General features: G+C 67.3%; 16 protein-coding genes. 8 read left to right on the top strand and 8 right to left on the bottom strand.

Annotated elements, in window-relative coordinates:
• Positions 1-60 precede the first annotated feature (60 nt).
• Genes treZ through AAHH99_RS21350 form a run of 4 tightly spaced genes read right to left on the bottom strand, consistent with a single transcriptional unit; the run spans position 61 to position 8,408 of the window.
• Positions 61-1,785: a malto-oligosyltrehalose trehalohydrolase gene (gene treZ / locus AAHH99_RS21365; RefSeq protein WP_418770487.1), complete on the bottom strand. Its 1,725-nt coding sequence runs from the start codon at positions 1,783-1,785 to the stop codon at positions 61-63.
• Positions 1,778-4,069: a malto-oligosyltrehalose synthase gene (gene treY, locus AAHH99_RS21360; protein ID WP_418770486.1), complete on the bottom strand. Its 2,292-nt coding sequence runs from the start codon at positions 4,067-4,069 to the stop codon at positions 1,778-1,780. The genes treZ and treY overlap by 8 nt, the downstream gene beginning before the upstream one ends.
• A gap of 11 nt (positions 4,070-4,080) precedes the next feature.
• On the bottom strand, positions 4,081-6,231 hold the full coding sequence (gene glgX, locus AAHH99_RS21355; RefSeq protein ID WP_418770485.1) for a glycogen debranching protein GlgX: 2,151 nt from the start codon (positions 6,229-6,231) through the stop codon (positions 4,081-4,083).
• The gene (locus tag AAHH99_RS21350; protein ID WP_418770484.1) at positions 6,231-8,408 is read right to left on the bottom strand and encodes an acyltransferase family protein; all 2,178 of its coding nucleotides are present in this window, start codon (positions 8,406-8,408) and stop codon (positions 6,231-6,233) included. Before AAHH99_RS21350 ends, glgX begins: the two co-directional genes overlap by 1 nt.
• A gap of 32 nt (positions 8,409-8,440) precedes the next feature.
• Here AAHH99_RS21350 and AAHH99_RS21345 point away from each other — a divergent pair, with 32 nt between their 5' ends.
• From AAHH99_RS21345 to AAHH99_RS21330, 4 genes are all read left to right on the top strand, one after another.
• Positions 8,441-9,739, top strand: a complete 1,299-nt coding sequence (locus tag AAHH99_RS21345) for an adenosylmethionine--8-amino-7-oxononanoate transaminase (protein WP_418770483.1) — start codon at positions 8,441-8,443, stop codon at positions 9,737-9,739.
• 95 nt (positions 9,740-9,834) lie between these two features.
• On the top strand, positions 9,835-10,980 hold the full coding sequence (locus tag AAHH99_RS21340) for an 8-amino-7-oxononanoate synthase (RefSeq protein ID WP_418770482.1): 1,146 nt from the start codon (positions 9,835-9,837) through the stop codon (positions 10,978-10,980).
• The gene (gene bioD / locus AAHH99_RS21335) at positions 10,977-11,642 is read left to right on the top strand and encodes a dethiobiotin synthase (protein ID WP_418770481.1); all 666 of its coding nucleotides are present in this window, start codon (positions 10,977-10,979) and stop codon (positions 11,640-11,642) included. The genes AAHH99_RS21340 and bioD overlap by 4 nt, the downstream gene beginning before the upstream one ends.
• Positions 11,643-11,644: 2 nt before the next feature.
• Complete coding sequence (locus AAHH99_RS21330) at positions 11,645-12,166, top strand: 2'-5' RNA ligase family protein (RefSeq protein WP_418770480.1); 522 nt, start codon at positions 11,645-11,647, stop codon at positions 12,164-12,166.
• Here AAHH99_RS21330 and AAHH99_RS21325 read toward each other — a convergent pair.
• Positions 12,159-12,494 (bottom strand): MmcQ/YjbR family DNA-binding protein, encoded by a 336-nt coding sequence (locus AAHH99_RS21325; protein WP_418770479.1) that lies wholly within the window; start codon positions 12,492-12,494, stop codon positions 12,159-12,161. The genes AAHH99_RS21330 and AAHH99_RS21325 overlap by 8 nt on opposite strands.
• A gap of 80 nt (positions 12,495-12,574) precedes the next feature.
• On the opposite strand from AAHH99_RS21325, the gene AAHH99_RS21320 reads away from it, so the two are divergent.
• A complete protein-coding gene (locus AAHH99_RS21320; RefSeq protein ID WP_418770478.1) occupies positions 12,575-13,348 on the top strand; it encodes a hypothetical protein in 774 nt (257 codons plus the stop codon).
• Here AAHH99_RS21320 and AAHH99_RS21315 read toward each other — a convergent pair.
• On the bottom strand, positions 13,345-13,923 hold the full coding sequence (locus AAHH99_RS21315) for a TetR/AcrR family transcriptional regulator (RefSeq protein ID WP_418770477.1): 579 nt from the start codon (positions 13,921-13,923) through the stop codon (positions 13,345-13,347). The two genes, AAHH99_RS21320 and AAHH99_RS21315, sit on opposite strands and share 4 nt — an antisense overlap.
• A 94-nt stretch (positions 13,924-14,017) precedes the next feature.
• On the opposite strand from AAHH99_RS21315, the gene bioB reads away from it, so the two are divergent.
• From bioB to AAHH99_RS21300, 3 genes are read left to right on the top strand one after another with little or no spacing between them, the layout of a single operon-like run.
• Complete coding sequence (gene bioB, locus AAHH99_RS21310) at positions 14,018-15,013, top strand: biotin synthase BioB (protein WP_418770476.1); 996 nt, start codon at positions 14,018-14,020, stop codon at positions 15,011-15,013.
• A 24-nt stretch (positions 15,014-15,037) separates the two neighbouring features.
• Positions 15,038-15,229 (top strand): hypothetical protein, encoded by a 192-nt coding sequence (locus tag AAHH99_RS21305; RefSeq protein WP_418770475.1) that lies wholly within the window; start codon positions 15,038-15,040, stop codon positions 15,227-15,229.
• Positions 15,226-15,882, top strand: a complete 657-nt coding sequence (locus AAHH99_RS21300; RefSeq protein ID WP_418770474.1) for a DUF2567 domain-containing protein — start codon at positions 15,226-15,228, stop codon at positions 15,880-15,882. The genes AAHH99_RS21305 and AAHH99_RS21300 overlap by 4 nt, the downstream gene beginning before the upstream one ends.
• Here AAHH99_RS21300 and AAHH99_RS21295 read toward each other — a convergent pair.
• Both AAHH99_RS21295 and AAHH99_RS21290 read right to left on the bottom strand, forming a co-directional pair.
• The gene (locus tag AAHH99_RS21295; protein WP_418770473.1) at positions 15,839-17,176 is read right to left on the bottom strand and encodes a lipase family protein; all 1,338 of its coding nucleotides are present in this window, start codon (positions 17,174-17,176) and stop codon (positions 15,839-15,841) included. The two genes, AAHH99_RS21300 and AAHH99_RS21295, sit on opposite strands and share 44 nt — an antisense overlap.
• A gap of 42 nt (positions 17,177-17,218) precedes the next feature.
• On the bottom strand, positions 17,219-17,923 hold the full coding sequence (locus AAHH99_RS21290; RefSeq protein ID WP_418770472.1) for an NUDIX hydrolase: 705 nt from the start codon (positions 17,921-17,923) through the stop codon (positions 17,219-17,221).
• Positions 17,924-17,950: the final 27 nt, after the last annotated feature.

The following is a 17,950-nucleotide window of genomic DNA, read 5'->3' as shown; positions in this document are numbered from 1 at the left end:
CGCGCCCGGCGTCGAAACTGAAGCTGTGTAGGACTTTTCCGCGCGAAGTAGCGAATAAGTTCAGTTTCGGCGGATGACCGCGAACGAGTGCCCCTCGAGGCGGGTGGTCTTTTCGGCGACCTCGGGCCCGCCCCACGCCAGCACCACCTCGCCGGTGACCGGGACATCGACCGCGTCGGTGCCCAGATTGCATGCGATCGACAGCGACCCGCGGTGCATCACGATCCAGCGCCGGTCTTCGTCGTAGTCGATCCCGAGGCTGCCCAGCCACGGGTCGGCCATATCGGGCTCGTTGTGCCGTAACACGATCAGGTCGCGGTATACCCGCCGCAGCCGGCCGTGGTCACCCTCGTCGATCTCATCCCATTTCAGCTTCGAGCGCTCGAACGTCTCGGGGTCTTGCGGATCGGGGATCTCGTCGGCGTCCCAGCCGTGCTCGGCGAACTCGCGCTTGCGGCCCTCGGCCGTGGCGCGCGCCAGTTCGGGCTCTGGATGCGAGCTGAAGAACTGGAACGGCGACGACGACCCCCATTCCTCGCCCATGAAAAGCATGGCAGTATACGGGCTTCCGAGCGCCAAGGCGGCTTTGACGGCGAGTTGGCCGAAGGTCAGGTTTTGCGACGGCCGGTCTCCGACCGCGCGGTTGCCCACCTGATCGTGGGTCAGCGTATACGCCAACAGGCGGGTGCCCGGAATCGTGGCGGTGTCCAACGGGCGCCCGTGCCTGCGGTGGCGAAACGACGAGTACGTGCCGGCGTGGTAGTAACCGTTCTTCAGCGTGGTTGCCAGCGCCTCGACGGTTCCGAAATCGTTGTAGTAGCCCTGCTGTTCGCCGGACACTGCGGAGTGGATTGCGTGGTGGATGTCGTCGTCCCACTGCGCGGTCATCCCCAGGCCGCCCTTGTCACGGGGTGTGATGAGCCGCGGATCATTGAGGTCGCTCTCGGCGATCAACGACAGCGGCCGGCCCAACTTGGCTGCCAGCGCGTCGGTTTCGGCGGACAGCTCTTCGAGGATGTGGATCGCCGTCGTGTCGACGAGGGCGTGCACCGCGTCCAGGCGCAGCCCGTCAGCGTGGAAGTCGCGCATCCAGCGCAGCGCACAGTCGATGATGTAGCGCCGCACCTCGTCGGCGTCGGCGTCGGCGATGTTGATCGACTCGCCCCACGGATTGCTACCCGTCGACAGGTACGGGCCGAACAGGGGCAGGTAGTTCCCCGAGGGGCCCAGGTGGTTGAACACGGCGTCGATCAGCACCCCGAGTCCGCGTTCGTGACAAGCGTTGATCAGGCGCACGAGCGCGTCGGGCCCGCCGTAGGGTTCGTGTACCGCGTACCAGAGCACACCGTCGTAACCCCACCCGTGGGTGCCTCCGAAGGCGTTGACCGGCATCAGCTCGATGAGGTCGACGCCGAGGTCGACGAGGTAGTCCAGCTTCTCGATCACCGCGTCGAAAGTGCCTTCGGGAGTAAAGGTTCCGACGTGCAATTCGTAGATCACGGCGCCCTCGATCGAACGCCCAGCCCAGTCGCCGTCCGTCCATGCCGACGGATCCGGTTGCCACCGCTGCGACCTCTCGTGCACACCGTCGGGCTGACGGGGGGAGCGGGGGTCGGGGAGCACCTTCGGGTCGTCGTCGAGGACGAAACCGTAGCGCGCGTCAGGCCGGGCCTCGACGTCGGCGCGCCACCACCCGTCGTCGGACCGGGTCATGTCATGAAGTTCACCGTCGACGTCGAGTCGGACCCGTTGCGGTCGCGGCGCCCACACGCTGAATTCAGCCATCGACCCGCTCCAACAGTACGACCGGCAGTTCGGTGAAGAGTTCGGCGGCCAGCACCCGCCCGGTGTGCCGGCGCCCGCCGATGCGGTCCGCCCACGTGCCGGGAGGTAAGGCAAAAGCTGTTTCTCCCCAGCCGGTTTCGGAGAGCCGCACGGAATGCCGGGTGACGGCGGTCAGCACGTCGTCACCGCGCAGGAACGCCACGAGATGTTGCGCCGCCGGCCCGTCGGCCAGCACGGGGACGTAACCGCTGCTCGAAAACGTCGCCGGCCGCTCCCGCCGGACCGCCAGCGCGGAAGTGACCACCCGCAGCTTCGGATGGCGCATCGCCTCCAACGCCTTGCGGCGAGCCGCGTAGTCGACGGGTCTGCGATTGTCCGGATCGACCAGGCTGTCCTCCCACAGTTCGGTGCCCTGATAGACGTCGGGGACCCCGGGCCCCGTGAGCGCCAACAGTTTCTGGCCCAGCGCGTCGCTGCGGGCATGCAGGTCGAGCCGCGCGACCAAACCAGTCAATTCGGTGGCCACCGGGCCGTCGATCACGGCGTCGATCCAGGTGTGCAGCCGGGTCTCGAAATCCTCGTCCGGATCGTTCCAGGTGGTGTGCACCGCGGCTTCGCGGATGGCCTTCTCCGCATAGGCGTGCAGTCGCTCACGCAGCTCGTCGGTCACCCTACCGTCGGCAGGCCAGACGCCGAACATGTTCTGCAGCAGGAAGAATCCGGTGGCGCGGTCGGGAGCTGGCGTGCGCTGCTCCCACGCGGTGACGTACTCCGCCCACAGCGACGGAACCTGCGACAGCAGTCCGATGCGTGCCCGCACGTCCTCACCGCGCTTGGTATCGTGGGTCGTCATCGCGACCATCGCGTCGGGCCACATCCGTGCGCGCACCGCGGCCCGCTGGTGGAACTCTGCGACGCTCACTCCGAAATGGTGCGGTTCGGAACCGACCTCGTTGAGGGAGACCAGCCGCGCATCACGGTAGAACAGGCAGTCCTCCATCGACTTCGCCGTCGCCGCACCGCACAGTTGCTGCAACCGGACCTCGGCCTCGTTGTTGACCGCCAGCGCAGTCGTGATCAAGGCCAGGGGCTCGGCCAATTCAGGTTCTGCAGTGGCTGTTTCGGCCAGCGCGCTGGGCAGGACACCAGACAGCGAGCGGTAGTCGGAGCGGTAGACGTCGATGCGGCTGAGCAGAGCCGCGGTCGCCGCGGGCAGGTCATCATGGTCGGTACCGACGGCGCCGACGATGGTGCGGCGCAACCGGGCGAGTTCGCTGCCCAGGGTGACCGTGACGGCATTCGCCTTGAGCGTGCGCGCGAGATCCGGCATCGAGCTGTAGGCCAGCCCGGTGGAGTCGAACAGGTTGGTCAGGGGTTCCTCGCCCGACGGGTCGATGAGCACGCCGCCGATTTCCCGCATCGCGTCATAACCGGTGGTTCCGGCGACCGGCAGCGTCGGTTCCAGCGGCTCGTCGGCGGCCAAGATCTTCTCGATCACGATCCAGGCGTCGGGTCCGGTGAGTTCGCGCAGCCGGGTCAGATAGCCGGCCGGGTCCGACAGCCCGTCCGGGTGGTCGATGCGGATGCCGTCGACCAATCCCTCGTCGAACCACCGTTTCACCTCGGTGTGGGTGGCGTCGAAAACGGCGCGGTCCTCTTGGCGCAAGCCGGCCAGCGAGGTTATCGAAAAGAACCGGCGATAGCCGCAGATACCGTTCTTCCAGCCGATCAGGTGATAGTGCTGCCGATCGTGCACCTGTGGACCGGTCCCGTCCTCGGTGCCGGGGGCGATCGGGTAGACGAGGTCGCCGAGGCGTAGCACGGGCTCAGCGCCGCTGGCGTCGACCTCGAGATTGTCGGCGTCGTCGTCGGATCCGAGTACCGGCACCACGACGCGCCCGCCGTCGAGGTCCCAGTCGATGTCGAAATAGGACGCGTAGGCCGACTCGCGCCCGTGCTTGAGCACGTCCCACCACCACGCGTTATCCCGCGGTTTCTCCACACCGACGTGATTGGGCACGATATCAACGATCAAGCCGATGCCCTTGTCACGGGCCGCGCGCGACAGGCGCGCGAACCCTTCGGGCCCACCGAGTTCGGCGGACACCGTCGTGGGATCGGTGACGTCGTAACCGTGGGTGGAGCCTTCGGCCGCGGTGAGGATCGGCGACAGGTACAGGTGGGAAACGCCGAGCGCCGCGTAATAGTCGAGCAGGTTCTCGGCGTCGGCGAAAGTGAAAGCGTCGCCGCGCATCTGGAGGCGGTATGTGGATTGGACGGGCATGTGTCGCGCCATCAGGCCGTCTTACGCATCACCAGCAGGGAGCGCGCAGGCAGCGAGATCTTCTCCCCGGCCTTGGCCACCAGCTCGGTGGACCCGGTGTCATCTGCGGTGTCGAGCGCCGCGGTCCACTCCTTCGCGTAGTAACCCGATGGCGTGACGAAGTGCTGTGGACGGTCATGGGCGTTGAAACACAACAGGAACGAGTCGTCGACGACTCGCTCACCGCGTTCGTTCGGCGCCGAGATGGCGTCACCGTTGAGGAACACCGCAACACATTTGCCCAACCCGGTGCCCCAGTCCTCGAGCGTCATCTCCTCACCGGCGGGGGTCAACCACGCGATGTCGCGCACCTGATCGCCGCTGCGGATCGGCTTGCCCTCGAAGAACCTGCGCCTGCGGAACACCGGGTGGTCCTTGCGCAGCTGGGTGACCTTGCGGGTGAACTCGAGCAGGTCGGCGTTCTTCTCGCACAATGACCAGTCCATCCAGGAGAGCTCGGAGTCCTGGCAGTAGACGTTGTTGTTGCCCCGCTGGGTGCGGCCGATCTCGTCGCCATGCGAGATCATCGGCGTGCCCTGCGAAACCATCAACGTGCCCATGATGTTGCGCATCTGCTTACCGCGTAGCGCCAGAATGTCAGGATCGTCGGTCGGACCCTCGACGCCGCAGTTCCACGACCGGTTGTGGCTCTCGCCGTCGCGGTTGTCCTCGCCGTTGGCCTCGTTGTGTTTCTCGTTGTAGGACACCAGGTCGTTCAACGTGAAGCCGTCATGGCAGGTGACGAAGTTGATGCTCGCGCTAGGGCGCCGGCCGGTCGCCTCGTAAAGGTCGGACGAACCGGTCAGCCGCGATGCGAACTCGCCGAGGGTTGCGGGCTCGCCCCGCCAGTAATCACGCACAGTGTCGCGATACTTCCCGTTCCACTCGGTCCACAAACCTGGGAAGTTGCCGACCTGATAACCACCTTCGCCGACGTCCCAGGGTTCGGCGATCAGCTTGACCTGACTGACCACCGGATCCTGTTGCACCAGGTCGAAAAACGCGCTCAAGCGGTCGACGTCGTAGAACTCGCGGGCCAAAGTGGCGGCCAGGTCGAAGCGGAACCCGTCGACGTGCATCTCCATCACCCAGTAGCGCAGCGAATCCATGATCAGCTGCAGGGTGTGGGGATGGCGGGCGTTGAGGCTATTGCCGGTGCCGGTGAAGTCCTTGTACAGCCGCAGATCGCCGTCGAGCAGCCGGTAGTAGGCGGCGTTGTCGATACCCCGGAAGTTCAGCGTCGGGCCGAGGTGGTTGCCCTCGGCGGTGTGGTTGTAGACCACGTCGAGGATGACCTCGATCCCGGCCTCGTGGAATGCGCGCACCATGGTCTTGAACTCGGCGACCGCGCCGCCGGCGTGTTTGTTGGCCGCGTACTCATGGTGTGGTGCGAAGAATCCGAAAGTGTTGTAGCCCCAGTAGTTTCGCAAACCGAGGTCGATGAGCCGGTGGTCGTGGAGGAACTGGTGCACCGGCATCAACTCGATGGCAGTCACGTTCAGCGACTTGAGGTGGTCGATGATCACCGGGTGGTGCAGGCCGGCGTAGGTTCCGCGGAGTCCCTCGGGGATACCGGGATGTCGCTGCGTCATGCCCTTGACGTGGGCCTCGTAGATCACCGTCTCGTGGTACGGCGTGCGCGGCGCGCGGTCTGAAACCCAGTCGAAGTACGGGTTGATCACGACGCTGGTCATGGTGTGACCGAGGGAGTCGATGCGGGGCGGAGTACCGCCGGAGGCGAGATCCTCGGCGTTCAAGTCGTACGAGAACAGCGCCTGGGAGAACTCGAAATCACCGTGGAACGACTTGCCGTACGGGTCGAGCAGCAGCTTGCTCGGGTCGCACCGGTGGCCCGCCGCGGGGTCCCACGGGCCGTGCACGCGAAAGCCGTAGCGCTGTCCCGGGGTGACCGTGGGCAGGTAGCAGTGCCAGACGTAGCCGTCGACCTCTTCGAGGTTGATGCGCTCCTCGCTACCGTCCTTGCCGATCAGGCAGAGCTCGACCCGATCGGCCACCTCGGAGAACACCGAGAAGTTGGTGCCCGCGCCGTCGTAGGTTGCGCCAAGGGGATACGCCACTCCCGGCCAGACGGTGGGCACCGCCGCCGGTTCGCCGGAAGGCATCAGCCACCCCACCAACCGGTGGCGGCGGCGATCTGCCTTCCGAGTTCGGGCGCCATCGTGCGCATATACGTCTTCGAGATGTGATGAGCGTCGTGGTAGAGCAACACGTTACCCTCCACGGCTCGGCAAATGTCCTTGCGGCACACCGCATCACTCATGTCGAGCGGCTTCATCAACGGGAATCGCTTGACGAAATCGAGTGTCGGGTTGCGCTCCGAGAGTACGTCGGATCGCCGTGTTCCACAGGAGATAGCGTCACCGCCGCCCGCGAGGCAGTCAGCGGCGAAGAACGGTTCACCGTTCCGGACCAACCACGGCGTGTCACGCATGGCCAAGATCGGAATCTTGTTGGCGGACAATTCCTGCCAGATGCCGACATACGTCGACGGCATCACATCGCCGGCCCTGATGTTCCATGGCCGCGTGGAGGTGGTGAAGACGTAGTCGGGCCGGTCGGCCACAATCTGGGCCATCACGCGCTTGTTCCACTCGTGGCACTTCGGATACGGGCGGTTGTCGCCCATCACCAGCGGCACCTGCTCGGTGGTCAACGGACAGCCCATCTTCAGGTAGGTGACCACCTTGAAGTGGTGCTGTTTGCCGAGCAGGTCGAGAGCGGTGATCCAGTGTTCGGCGTGCGATCCGCCGGCCAGCGCGATCGTGCGCTTGGCGTTCTTGTCACCGTAGGCGCAGTTGATCACGTCGACGGTTTCGAAGTCACTGATGCACCCGTCCTCAGTGGTCTCCGGCAGGTCGTTCTTGGCCTCCAGCACGCTCGGGCGCATCGGCAGCTTGGGCACCCTGGCATTGCTCAGCAGGGCAGCGGCGCCGGGGTAGTCCTGTGTCGAAAGCGACACGAGCTCGGCCCCGTTGGTGCGTTGGACTAGCACATGCTCACGCCAGGTGAACGAGGTGACGGTCAACGCCACACCCAGCAGGGCTACCACAGACCCCAGCACCACCGGCGGCCTGCGCCGGCGGGCCTTCTTCGGTGCGACCGCGCGCTGGACCGTGGAACTGCGGTAGCGCAGGGGGTTCTCAACGTACTTGGTGGTCAGCCAGGCCAGCACCCCGGACAGCAGCAGCACCACCGCGCCTTCGAGGAAGGTGGCGCGGCTGTGCCCGGTGTAGGACAGCCAGAAGATCAGCAGCGGCCAGTGCCAGAGATACAGCGAGTAGGCCATCGCGCCCAGCGAAACGAAAGGCGCCGTGGCCAGCAGCCGGTTGGGCAGCGGCATCCGGCCTGCGGTGTGCGGGTCGGCCACCCGGTTCGCCGCTGACAGGATGAACAGTACGGTGGCGCCGACCGGGACCAGCCCCCACGGCCCGGGGAACTCCTTGACGCCGTCAATCAGCGCCCCGCACGACAGGATTGCCGCCAGCGCCACCACCGCTGCCGTCGTTCGCAGCCACATCGGCATCCGCAGATGTGTCACGAGCGCACCGACCAGTGCACCGAGCAGCAGCTCCCAGGCCCTGGCGAAACTGTTGTAGTACGCGGTGGCCTGGTCGGCGTTGTGGGCGTGGACGGCGTAGACGAACGACGCGATGGTCAGCACGCTGAGCAGCACGACGAACGCCACGCGCGTATACCGGCCGAAGACCCGCCGAAACAGCAAGGCCGACAAGAAGATCATCGCCAGGAATGCGATGTAGAACTGGCCCTGCACCGACATCGACCAGATGTGCTGCAGCGGGCTCACGGCCTCGCCCGCGCGCAGGTAGTCCGACGCGGAGTTGGCCAGCTCCCAGTTCTGGAAGTAGCCGAGGCTGGCCAGGCTCTGGTCGGCGAAGGTCTCCCAGCGCGTCTGCGGCTGGATCAGGACGGTCAGCACCGCCGACGCCGCGAGCACCACGACCAGGGCGGGCAGCAGCCGCCGGATCAGCCGCGTCACCTCCGGGCGCGGCCGCAGCGACACGCCCGGCGTCATCGCCGAGCGCAGCAACCGGCCGCCGAAGAAGAAGCCCGACAGCGCCAGAAACACGTCCACACCGCCGGAGACCCGGCCGAACCACACGTGGAACACCGCGACGAGCGCGATCGCGATACCGCGCAAACCGTCGAGGTCATGCCGGTAGGCCGCTGAGGAGCGGGTGCCGGCCGAGGCTTTCGCGGCGCGCAACGGACGTCCCGGATAGCTGGCGGGCGCCGACCGGGGAGGGGCGAGGGTCATCATGGTCGACCGATAATCTACCGAAGGTGCCAGCCATGACGCCCGCCGAGATCGCTGCGATCGACGCCGCCCACGTCTGGCATCCCTACAGCACGATCGGCGCGGAAGCCTTGGCTCCCGTCGTCGCGGTCGGTGCGCGCGGCGCTTGGCTCAGCCTCCATCACGACGGGCGCGAGGTGAGGGTTCTCGACGCGATGGCGTCGTGGTGGACCGCGATCCACGGCCATGGTCATCCGGTGCTCGACGCCGCGATCACCGACCAGCTCGCCACCATGAATCACGTCATGTTCGGCGGGCTCACCCACGAACCGGCCGCACGGCTCGCGCAGTTGCTTGTCGAGATCACGCCCAACGGCCTGGACACCGTGTTCTTCAGCGACTCGGGGTCGGTGTCGGTCGAGGTGGCCGTGAAGATGGCGCTGCAGTACTGGCGCAGCGAGGGCCGAGGCGCCAAGCATCGCCTGATGACTTGGCGCGGGGGCTACCACGGCGACACCTTCACCCCGATGAGCGTGTGCGACCCGGACGGCGGGATGCACGAGCTGTGGACGGACGTGTTGGTCGCCCAGGAGTTCGCACCGCCGGTGCCGCGCGACTACGACGCCGGTTACGTCGAGTCGTTCGAGAAGCAATTGGCCGAACACGCCGACGAACTGGCCGCGGTGATCGTCGAACCCGTCGTGCAAGGAGCGGGCGGGATGCGGTTCCACGACCCCCGCTACCTCGCGGAGCTCCGCGACATCTGCACCCGGCACGAGGTGCTGCTGATCTTCGACGAGATCGCGACCGGCTTCGGCCGGACCGGTGAACTGTTCGCGGCCGACCACGCAGGCGTGAGCCCCGACATCATGTGCGTCGGCAAGGCGCTCACCGGCGGCTACATCACGTTGGCCGCGACGCTCTGCACACGGGAGGTCGCCCACACGATCAGCTCGAACGAGCCGGGCGCCCTGATGCACGGACCCACGTTCATGGCCAACGCGCTGGCATGCGCGGTCGCGGTCGCCGCGGTCGAACTGCTGCTCGACCAGGACTGGCGCACGCGGGTCCGCGAGATCGAGGCGGGACTGCGCTCGGGGCTGGCCTCCGCGTCGTCCCTGCCCGGGGTGGCCGATGTGCGGGTGCTCGGCGCGATCGGGGTCATCGAGATGGACCGTCCCGTCGACCTGAAGGTCGCGACGCCCGTGGCGCTGGAACACGGCCTGTGGCTGCGCCCGTTCCGCAACCTGATCTACGCGATGCCGCCGTACATCTGCACGTCCGGGGAGATCGCGCAGATCACCGCGGGGATGGGCGCGGTCGCCCGGGCCCTGGGTGATGAACCAAGCCATTAACTCATCAGGCGCTCGCGAACCATGACTACACATTTGTGCCGCCGCGCGCGGGTGCCCTAACCTGAACGCTGTTCAAGTCCGATGCGAGGAGCACGGTGACGCGCGCAGGTCTCTCACCGCTGGCGTGGCTCGACGATGTCGAAAGGCAGCGGCGCGCCGCGGGGCTGAGGCGTTCCCTGCGTGCGCGGCCACCGGTCAGCACCGAGCTCGACCTGGCCTCCAACGACTATCTGGGCCTGTCGCAGCATCCCGCGGTGATCGACGGCGGGGTGGCAGCGTTGCGAACCTGGGGTGCGGGTTCCACCGGATCGCGCCTTGTCACCGGAAACACCGAGCTGCACGAGGGTTTCGAGAGGGCGCTGGCCGGCTTCGTCGGCGCGGAGGCCGCGTTGGTGTTCTCGTCCGGCTACACCGCCAACCTCGGCGCGGTCGTCGCGCTGTCGGGTACGGGGTCGCTGCTGGTGTCCGACGCGCTGACACACGCCTCGTTGGTCGACGCGTGCCGCTTGTCGCGGGCGCGGGTCGTCGTCACGCCACACCGCGACGTCGCCGCGGTGGAGGCGGCGTTGGCGGCACGCAGCGAGGAGCGCGCGGTCGTGCTGACGGACTCCGTCTTCTCCGCGGACGGTGACCTCGCACCGCTGCGCGCCCTGCACGACGTCTGCCGCCGCCACGGCGCACTGCTGATCGTCGACGAGGCCCACGGTCTCGGCGTCCGCGGCACGGGCGGACGCGGGCTGTTGCACGAAGTCGGCCTGGCCGGTGCGCCCGACATCGTGGTGACCACGACGCTGTCCAAGGCGCTGGGCAGCCAAGGCGGTGTGGTTCTGGGCCCGACGGTCGTGCGTGACCACCTGATCGACGCGGCGCGACCGTTCATCTTCGACACCGGGCTGGCGCCCGCCGCCGTCGGTGCGGCCTGGGCTGCGCTCGACATTCTGGCCGCCGAGCCGTGGCGCGCACGGGCCGTGATCGACCGCGCCGCAGAGCTCGCGTCTATCTGCTCGGTGTCGGAGCTTCCCGAATCGGCCGTGGTATCAGTGGTTCTCGGCGACGCAGACGTCACCTTCGGCGCGGCGGTGGCATGCCTGGATCGCGGTGTGCGCGTGGGGTGCTTCCGGCCGCCGACGGTGCCGGCAGGCACATCGCGGCTGCGACTGACCGCGCGGGCGTCGCTGACCGACGACGAGATGCAGTTGGCGGCCGAGGTGCTCGCCGACGTGCTGACCGCGCGCCGGTGAGCACGCTCCTCGTCACGGGCACCGACACCGGCATCGGAAAGACGATCGCCACCGCAGCCCTGGCATGCCACGCCCGAATGGCGGGCATCGACGTCGCGGTGTGCAAACCCGTACAGACCGGCAGCCCCCACGACGACGACCTCGCCGACGTCGGGCGGCTCTCGGGTGTGTCCCGGCTGCACGGCGGATGGCGCTATCCCGAGCCGCTGGCGCCCGTCGCAGCCGCGCGCCGGGCGGGCATGACGCTGCCGACCCGCCCCGAACTGGTCGAGTCGGTGCGGTCCGCGGCCGCGTCGCTGACACTGGTGGAGGGGGCCGGCGGGCTGCTCGTCGAGATCGGAGCGGGGACGACGCTGCGCGACCTCGCGGGCGACCTGGGTGCACCGGTATTGGTGGTCGTCGGGGCCGGGCTCGGTACGCTCAACCACACCGCGCTGACACTGGAAGCGCTTGCACACGAGGGTATTCCGTGTGCCGGCTTGGTCGTGGGCGCGTGGCCGTCGTCGCCGGGTGTCGCCGAGCAGGGCAACCGCGCCGCGCTGGCCGAGCTGGCTCCCGTGCGGGGGATCCTGCCTGCGGGTGCCGGTGTGCTGACCGCATCCGATTTCGAGCACATGAGCGCCCACGCCTTTGATCCCGCGTGGGTCGAAAGCCTGGTCTAGACATGGTGCATTCGGTCGAGCTGGTCTTCGATCCAGACACGGACGCGGCGATCCGCGGTGTCTGGGACGACCTGACACGCGCCGGGATCCGCAGTCAGGCGAGCAACACGTCGCCGAGCAATCGGCCGCATGTCACCGTGACCGTCGCCGAGAACCTCGAAGAGACGGCCAACACCGCGCTGCGTCCGGTGCTCGAGCGACTGCCGCTGGACTGCACCATCGGAGCGCCGATGCTGTTCGGCGGTCATGTCTTCACGCTGGTGCGGCTGGTGGTGCCCTCCGAAGAACTGCTGGCAATGCATCGCCAGGTGCATGAGCTGTGCCTGCCGCACATGCCTAACGGCGTCCTGGGCCACGCCGATCCGGGGCAGTGGACACCGCATGTGACGTTGGCGCGTCGCGTCGCGCCCGACAAGCTGCCTATGGCGCTGACGCTCAAGTCGGTGGGCCGCGACATAGTGGGTGCGGTGACCGGCCTGCGTCACTGGGACGGCGACAACCGGGCCGAGTATCCGATCAGCTGACTGTTGCGCCAACGCTTTTCGGCACGCACATCCGCCAACCGTCGATCAGCAGCTCGCGAAGTTCGTCGTGACCGATCGCGTCAAGCCGGACAAGTATCCAGTTGAACCGCATCTCCGACTGGCGCGGCAGCGCGAACTTGTCGGGCTCGGCGGCGACCATCGCGGCCCGTTCCTCCTTGGGAAAGGCGACGCCCATCACCGTCTCGTCGCGCGAGAACGCGGCGTAGACGAGGCGCCCGACCCGGAACCTGATGCTGTCGCGGACCACCGCCTCGTACGACCGCGGCAGCGTCGCGGTGGTGCGTCGCACATCGTCGACGGTGATCACGTACGGAACGCTAGCCGAGTGCTACGACATCGCTGCTGATCTGCCATTTTGCGGCGGTCAGTCCGGTAACTTACGCCTCGGTGGCCAAGCAGTCGGACGACGATGCCGGGACTTCGGGTTGGAGTCCGGGCCGCCACCATTGGTGGACGACGACGGCGATCGCCATCATCGGCGCTCTAGTCGGCGGCACATCGCTGATCATGAATTTCTTCTATCACCCGAATCCGCCGCCGACGACCATCGACTCGGCGCACTCGGAGTTCATGAAGTTGAGCTACTCCGATCGGATCGATCGGTGCGTGCCCTACATCTCCGAGCATGCTGCCGCCTGGCGCGACAAGTGGCGCGCCGCACTCGACGACTCTGGAGGTTCGCGTCAGAAGGCGCCCGTACCGTTTGCGGCCCTCGACGATGCGAACGCCACGGGCCAGGCGATCGTCAACACCTATCTGACCGTGGTCGACTATGCCGAGAAGTCGGCGCCCACCGACGAAGGCGAGAATCTACTCTCGTGCGTGTACGCCCCCGTTTTGAAGGTGGACCCGGCCAACACCTATCCAGATGTGGAATCCCTTGTCGGAAGCGGTAATGAAGCGCCCAAAGCCGACAACGTCGTCGTACATGAGAGCCCGCTCTACGACCAGGGTGAATTCGCCGGAGTGACAGCCGAGGGCCGCCCGAACAAGATCGTCGAGGTGCTCATTCGGCCCGGGCCAAGCGAAACACACCGCCAGCTCGGCTTCGCGATGGTGGGCGGGCATGACGAGGGGGTCCGAATGTGGGCCCTCACCGCATCGGTAGACGCCGGCGATCCTCGGTGGATGAACGACGTCGAGAATTACCGCGGCTTCTAGATCGGTTGATCTTGTCTGCCGCGGATCCCGCTGACGAGCAGGCCCACCCCGAAGCGGAACCGGGCGGACGCATCCTCGGCCAACACCGACTGGTCGCCTGGCAGGTCGGCGCCGGCGGCATCCCACTGCAGTCGCGACTGCTCGTCGACGGTGAAGCCCAGCACGTAGTAGACGACGGTGCGGGCGGCCAGCTCGGCGTGGCCGTCGGGCACACCGGCGTCGCGGGCGGCCTCGGCGAGCCGTTCGAGGATCCGCGCCATCGCGGTCGACTGACCGGCCGCGAAGCTGGCCGACACCAGCTCGGCGCCGTCGGTATGCGACAACAGCGCATCGCGCAGCGCCACACAGACACTCGAGACCCGCTCCCGCCAGGCCCCGGTGGCGTCACCGACGGGCGCGAGGATCCGGTCGGCGACCGCACCCAGCAGCTCCTGCTTGTTGGTGAAGTGCCAGTACAGCGCGCCGGGGGAGACCTCGAGCTCGCGTGCCAGCCGCCGCATGGTCAGGTCGGCCAGACCGTAGCTGTCCAACAGCGTCGCCGCCGCGGCCACCACGTCACGTTTGTGAAGCTGCACGCCCGTACCCTAACCTGAACAGCGTTCAAGTGTCGGCTCGCCGACGTGTTCAAGTGTCGGCTCGCCGACGTGTGCAAGTACCGAGAGGTGATCAGTGAGCGACATTCTGGCAGTGGCCGGCGAGCAGGTGCTCGAGCGCGGCGAAGGCCTGAACCAGGACCAGACGCTGCAGGTGCTGCAGTTGCCGGATGATCGGCTCGACGACCTGCTCGCGTTGGCGCACGAGGTGCGCATGGCGTGGTGCGGCCCCGACGTGGAGGTCGAGGGCATCATCAGCCTCAAGACCGGCGGCTGCCCCGAGGACTGCCACTTCTGTTCGCAGTCAGGACTTTTCGCCTCACCCGTACGAAGCGCATGGCTGGATGTGCCGAGCCTGGTCGAGGCGGCCAAGCAGACCGCGAAGACCGGCGCGACCGAGTTCTGCATCGTGGCCGCCGTGCGCGGGCCCGACGAGCGGCTGCTGGCACAGGTCGCCGCGGGTATCGAGGCGATCCGCAACGAGGTCGACATCCAGATCGCCTGCTCGCTGGGCATGTTGACCTCCGAACAGGTCGAGCAGCTCTCCGAGATGGGCGTGCACCGCTACAACCACAACCTCGAGACCGCGCGGTCGTTCTTCACCAACGTCGTCACCACGCACACGTGGGAAGAGCGCTGGGACACCTTGCAGATGGTCCGCGAGGCCGGTATGGAGGTGTGCTGCGGCGGCATCCTCGGCATGGGTGAAACCCTCGAACAGCGTGCCGAATTCGCCGCCAACCTGGCTGAACTCGATCCGCACGAGGTGCCGCTGAACTTCCTCAACCCACGACCCGGCACCCCGTTCGGCGACCTCGACGTGCTGCCGGCCGCCGATGCTCTGCGGGCCGTCGCGGCCTTCCGCCTTGCGTTGCCCCGCACCATGCTGCGCTTCGCCGGCGGCCGGGAGATCACGCTCGGCGACCTCGGCGCCAAGAAGGGCATTCTTGGCGGGATCAACGCCGTCATCGTCGGCAACTACCTGACGACGCTGGGCCGGCCCGCCGAGTCCGACCTCGAACTGCTCGAAGATCTGCAGATGCCGATCAAGGCGCTCAATGCCAGTCTCTGAGGCCGGCCGGTAGAACGTAGAAGTATGGCGTTCAACGTCTACACCGGCGAGCCCGACGGCACCGCTGTACCGACCGCGGCCCGGCTGGGTCTGGAGCCGCCCCGGTTCTGCGCCGAATGCGGCAGGCGGATGATCGTGCAGGTGCGCCCCGACGGGTGGTCTGCCAAGTGCTCACGGCACGGGCTGACCGATTCAAAAGATCTGGAGCAGCGATGAACGACGTTGCCCCGCCGCGATTCTCACGTACCCGTGCAGCGCTGACGGTCGTCGTGGCACTGGCGGCGGCCGGTGCCCTCGTCGGTGCGCTGTGGGCGATTCTGGCGCCGCCTGTCCACGGTGTCGTAGCGCTGACGCGCGACGGTGACCGCGTCCGCGCACACCTGGGCAACGAAAGCGACCATTTCTTCGTCGCTGCCTTCCTGCTGGTCGGCATGCTCTGCGTCGTGGGGGCCGTCGCCGCGGTGGCCGTGTGGCAGTGGCGCGCGCACCGGGGACCGGTGATGACCGCGGCACTGGCGACGGGATGCATGCTCGCCGCGGGCGTGGCCGCCGGTATCGGGGCGCTCCTGGTGCGCCTGCGCTACGGGACCATCGACATGGCCGCCGCACCGGTGACACCCGAAAACCGTGTGTACTACGTCATAGAGGCGCCGCCGGTCTTCTTCGGGCCCTCCCCGATACAGGCGGTGCTGACGATCCTGTTTCCCGCCGCGGTCGCCGCACTCGTCTACTCGCTGGCCGCGGTGTCCACCGCGCGCGACGATCTGGGTGCCTGGCCGCCTGTCGAGGTGCCTGCGTTCGTGCCCCCGCCGGCCGCGGCGGACGTCACAGCGGAGAGCGCTCCACCTTCCGGCCCGTCATCACCCTGACCGCGATGCGGACCAGCCGCGTCATTCCGACATAGGTCATCGGGTTGAGCAGCGTCGGCCACGTCGTGCGGACCAGATGCTCCGACAACGGCTTACCGTCGAACCGGTCGATCAGCCAGCGCAGCGCCATCGGCGCTGACATCGGGTGCAGCAACATGTGTTCGCTGAACATGTCGCGGTGATACGTCACCGATGCGCCGCCACTGCGGTAGATCTCGCTGAGCTCGTCGATGTCGTCGACCGAGACGATTCTGTCGTGGACGGCCTGCACGATCAGCACGGGCGGGGTGGGCACCGCGGTGCCCAGCTTGATGCTGTCGAAGACGTGCTTGACCTCGGGCATATCGAGGATCTCGTTCAGCGGCCGGTCGACCAGCTTGCCCATGTCCATGCCCGCGAACCGCAGCACAGCCTGGGCGGTGGTCATGTCCTGGATGCGCATCAACATCGCCTTACCGGCGTCGGTGGCGTGCTCCTGGATGACCCGGTCCAAGTCCGGATAGACGTGGCTCAGCGCGGCCACCACCATCGCGGGCAGCCCCGAGTACAGGCTGCCGTTGAGCCGCCGGTAGGCGTGTCCGAGGTCGCCGACGGGCGAGCCGAGCACGGCGCCGACGATGTTGAGCTCAGGGGCGTACTGGCTGTGCATCTCGGCCGCCCATGCCGACGCCAGCCCGCCGCCTGAGTAACCCCACAGGCCGATCGGCGCCGATTCGTCCAGCCCGAGCCGTTCGCAGCTCACAGCCGCACGTAGGCCGTCGAGAATGCGGTATCCCGGCTCGTACGGCGTGCCCCACAGCCCGTGCGCACCCTCGTGGTCGGGCACCGAAACGGCCCACCCCTCGGCGAGCGCGGCGGCAATCAGCAGGAACTCCAGCTGCGCGAGCGCGCCGGGGGCCAGCGCCTTGCGGCGCAGCGCGTAGGACGGGAAGCAGCGCGAGGACACCGCGTCGATCGCGCACTGGTAGGAGATCACCGGTATGACGTCGCGGTTCGTCCGCTCGGCGGGCACGATCACCGTGGTCACGGTGGCTTCCGCCGCACCGTTCATGTCGGTGGTGCGGTACAGCAGCTGCGTCGCGGTGAACTTCTGCGGAATCAGGCCGAAAAAGGCCAGCTCGACATCGCGACTGCGCAGCACTGTGCCCGGTTCGGCGTGCTGAAAGCCGCTCGGGGGTTCATAGAACGGGTCGTCGTCGGGACGCAGCGGCCGGGAGCCGCGCGCCAGGTCCTGGTGGGGTACGTGCCCGATCCACTCGGCACCTGATGCTGGCGCGGCATTGCCCAGAGACATTCGGCCATTCTTACTTAAGGAACCGTTAAGAATCCAGTCGACTCACCCGGGCGGGCGCAGTGCGGCGAACTCGTCGGTCACGCGGTAGCGCGACTCGGTGAACCGGTACAGCGCCGCCGGGCGGCCGCCGCTGCGACCGGACCGCGCCGTGGTGCCCGTGCGGGTGATCACCTTGCGACGTTCGAGCACGCGTTGCAGATTGGTGGCGTCGACGTGGTGTCCGAGCGCGGCGCTGTAGATGTCCCTCAACGCCGATAACGCGAACTCCGTTGGTGCCAGGGCGAATCCGATGTTGGTGTAGGAAAGTTTGGCGACGAGCCTGGTGCGCGCGTGTTCGACCATGGTGCCGTGGTCGAACGCCATCGGCGGCAGATCGTTGACCGGATGCCAGCGCGTGTCCGGCGGCAACTCCGGAACCGCGGGGGAGGGCACCAGCCCGAGGAAGGTCGACGCGATCGTCCGATCGCCGGGGACTCGATAGGGATCGGAGAACACCGCGAGCTGCTCGAGGTGGGCAAGCTCACGTAGGTCCACTTTTTCGGCCAGTTGACGGCGCACCGAGCTGGTCAGGTCCTCGTCGTCGCCGAGACGTCCGCCGGGAAGGGACCAATTTCCGCGTTGCGGATCGAGTGCGCGCTGCCACAACAGCACGTGAAGTGCTGGTTTCCGGTCGGTGTCCCCGTGAGCGGCTTCGCGAACCTGGAACACGGCGGCGAGCACCTCATGGGCGGTGCTAGTATGTGCCATGTTTTCGATTGTAAGTCGAAAACTCGA

The organism is Mycobacterium neumannii, from assembly GCF_048452905.1.
Classification (GTDB): domain Bacteria; phylum Actinomycetota; class Actinomycetes; order Mycobacteriales; family Mycobacteriaceae; genus Mycobacterium; species Mycobacterium neumannii_B.
The sequence above is the reverse complement of the archived record's forward strand: the minus strand, read 5'-3'. Positions and strand labels throughout refer to the sequence as shown.

Bases quoted from the DNA above. Each gene is read 5' to 3' on its own strand.
- treZ (WP_418770487.1), bottom strand. From the start codon at position 1,785: ATGGCTGAATTCAGCGTGTGGGCGCCGCGACCGCAACGGGTCCGACTC.
- treY (WP_418770486.1), bottom strand. From the start codon at position 4,069: ATGCCCGTCCAATCCACATACCGCCTCCAGATGCGCGGCGACGCTTTC.
- glgX (WP_418770485.1), bottom strand. From the start codon at position 6,231: ATGCCTTCCGGCGAACCGGCGGCGGTGCCCACCGTCTGGCCGGGAGTG.
- AAHH99_RS21350 (WP_418770484.1), bottom strand. From the start codon at position 8,408: ATGATGACCCTCGCCCCTCCCCGGTCGGCGCCCGCCAGCTATCCGGGA.
- AAHH99_RS21345 (WP_418770483.1), top strand. From the start codon at position 8,441: ATGACGCCCGCCGAGATCGCTGCGATCGACGCCGCCCACGTCTGGCAT.
- AAHH99_RS21330 (WP_418770480.1), top strand. From the start codon at position 11,645: ATGGTGCATTCGGTCGAGCTGGTCTTCGATCCAGACACGGACGCGGCG.
- AAHH99_RS21305 (WP_418770475.1), top strand. From the start codon at position 15,038: ATGGCGTTCAACGTCTACACCGGCGAGCCCGACGGCACCGCTGTACCG.
- AAHH99_RS21300 (WP_418770474.1), top strand. From the start codon at position 15,226: ATGAACGACGTTGCCCCGCCGCGATTCTCACGTACCCGTGCAGCGCTG.
- AAHH99_RS21295 (WP_418770473.1), bottom strand. From the start codon at position 17,176: ATGTCTCTGGGCAATGCCGCGCCAGCATCAGGTGCCGAGTGGATCGGG.
- AAHH99_RS21290 (WP_418770472.1), bottom strand. From the start codon at position 17,923: ATGGCACATACTAGCACCGCCCATGAGGTGCTCGCCGCCGTGTTCCAG.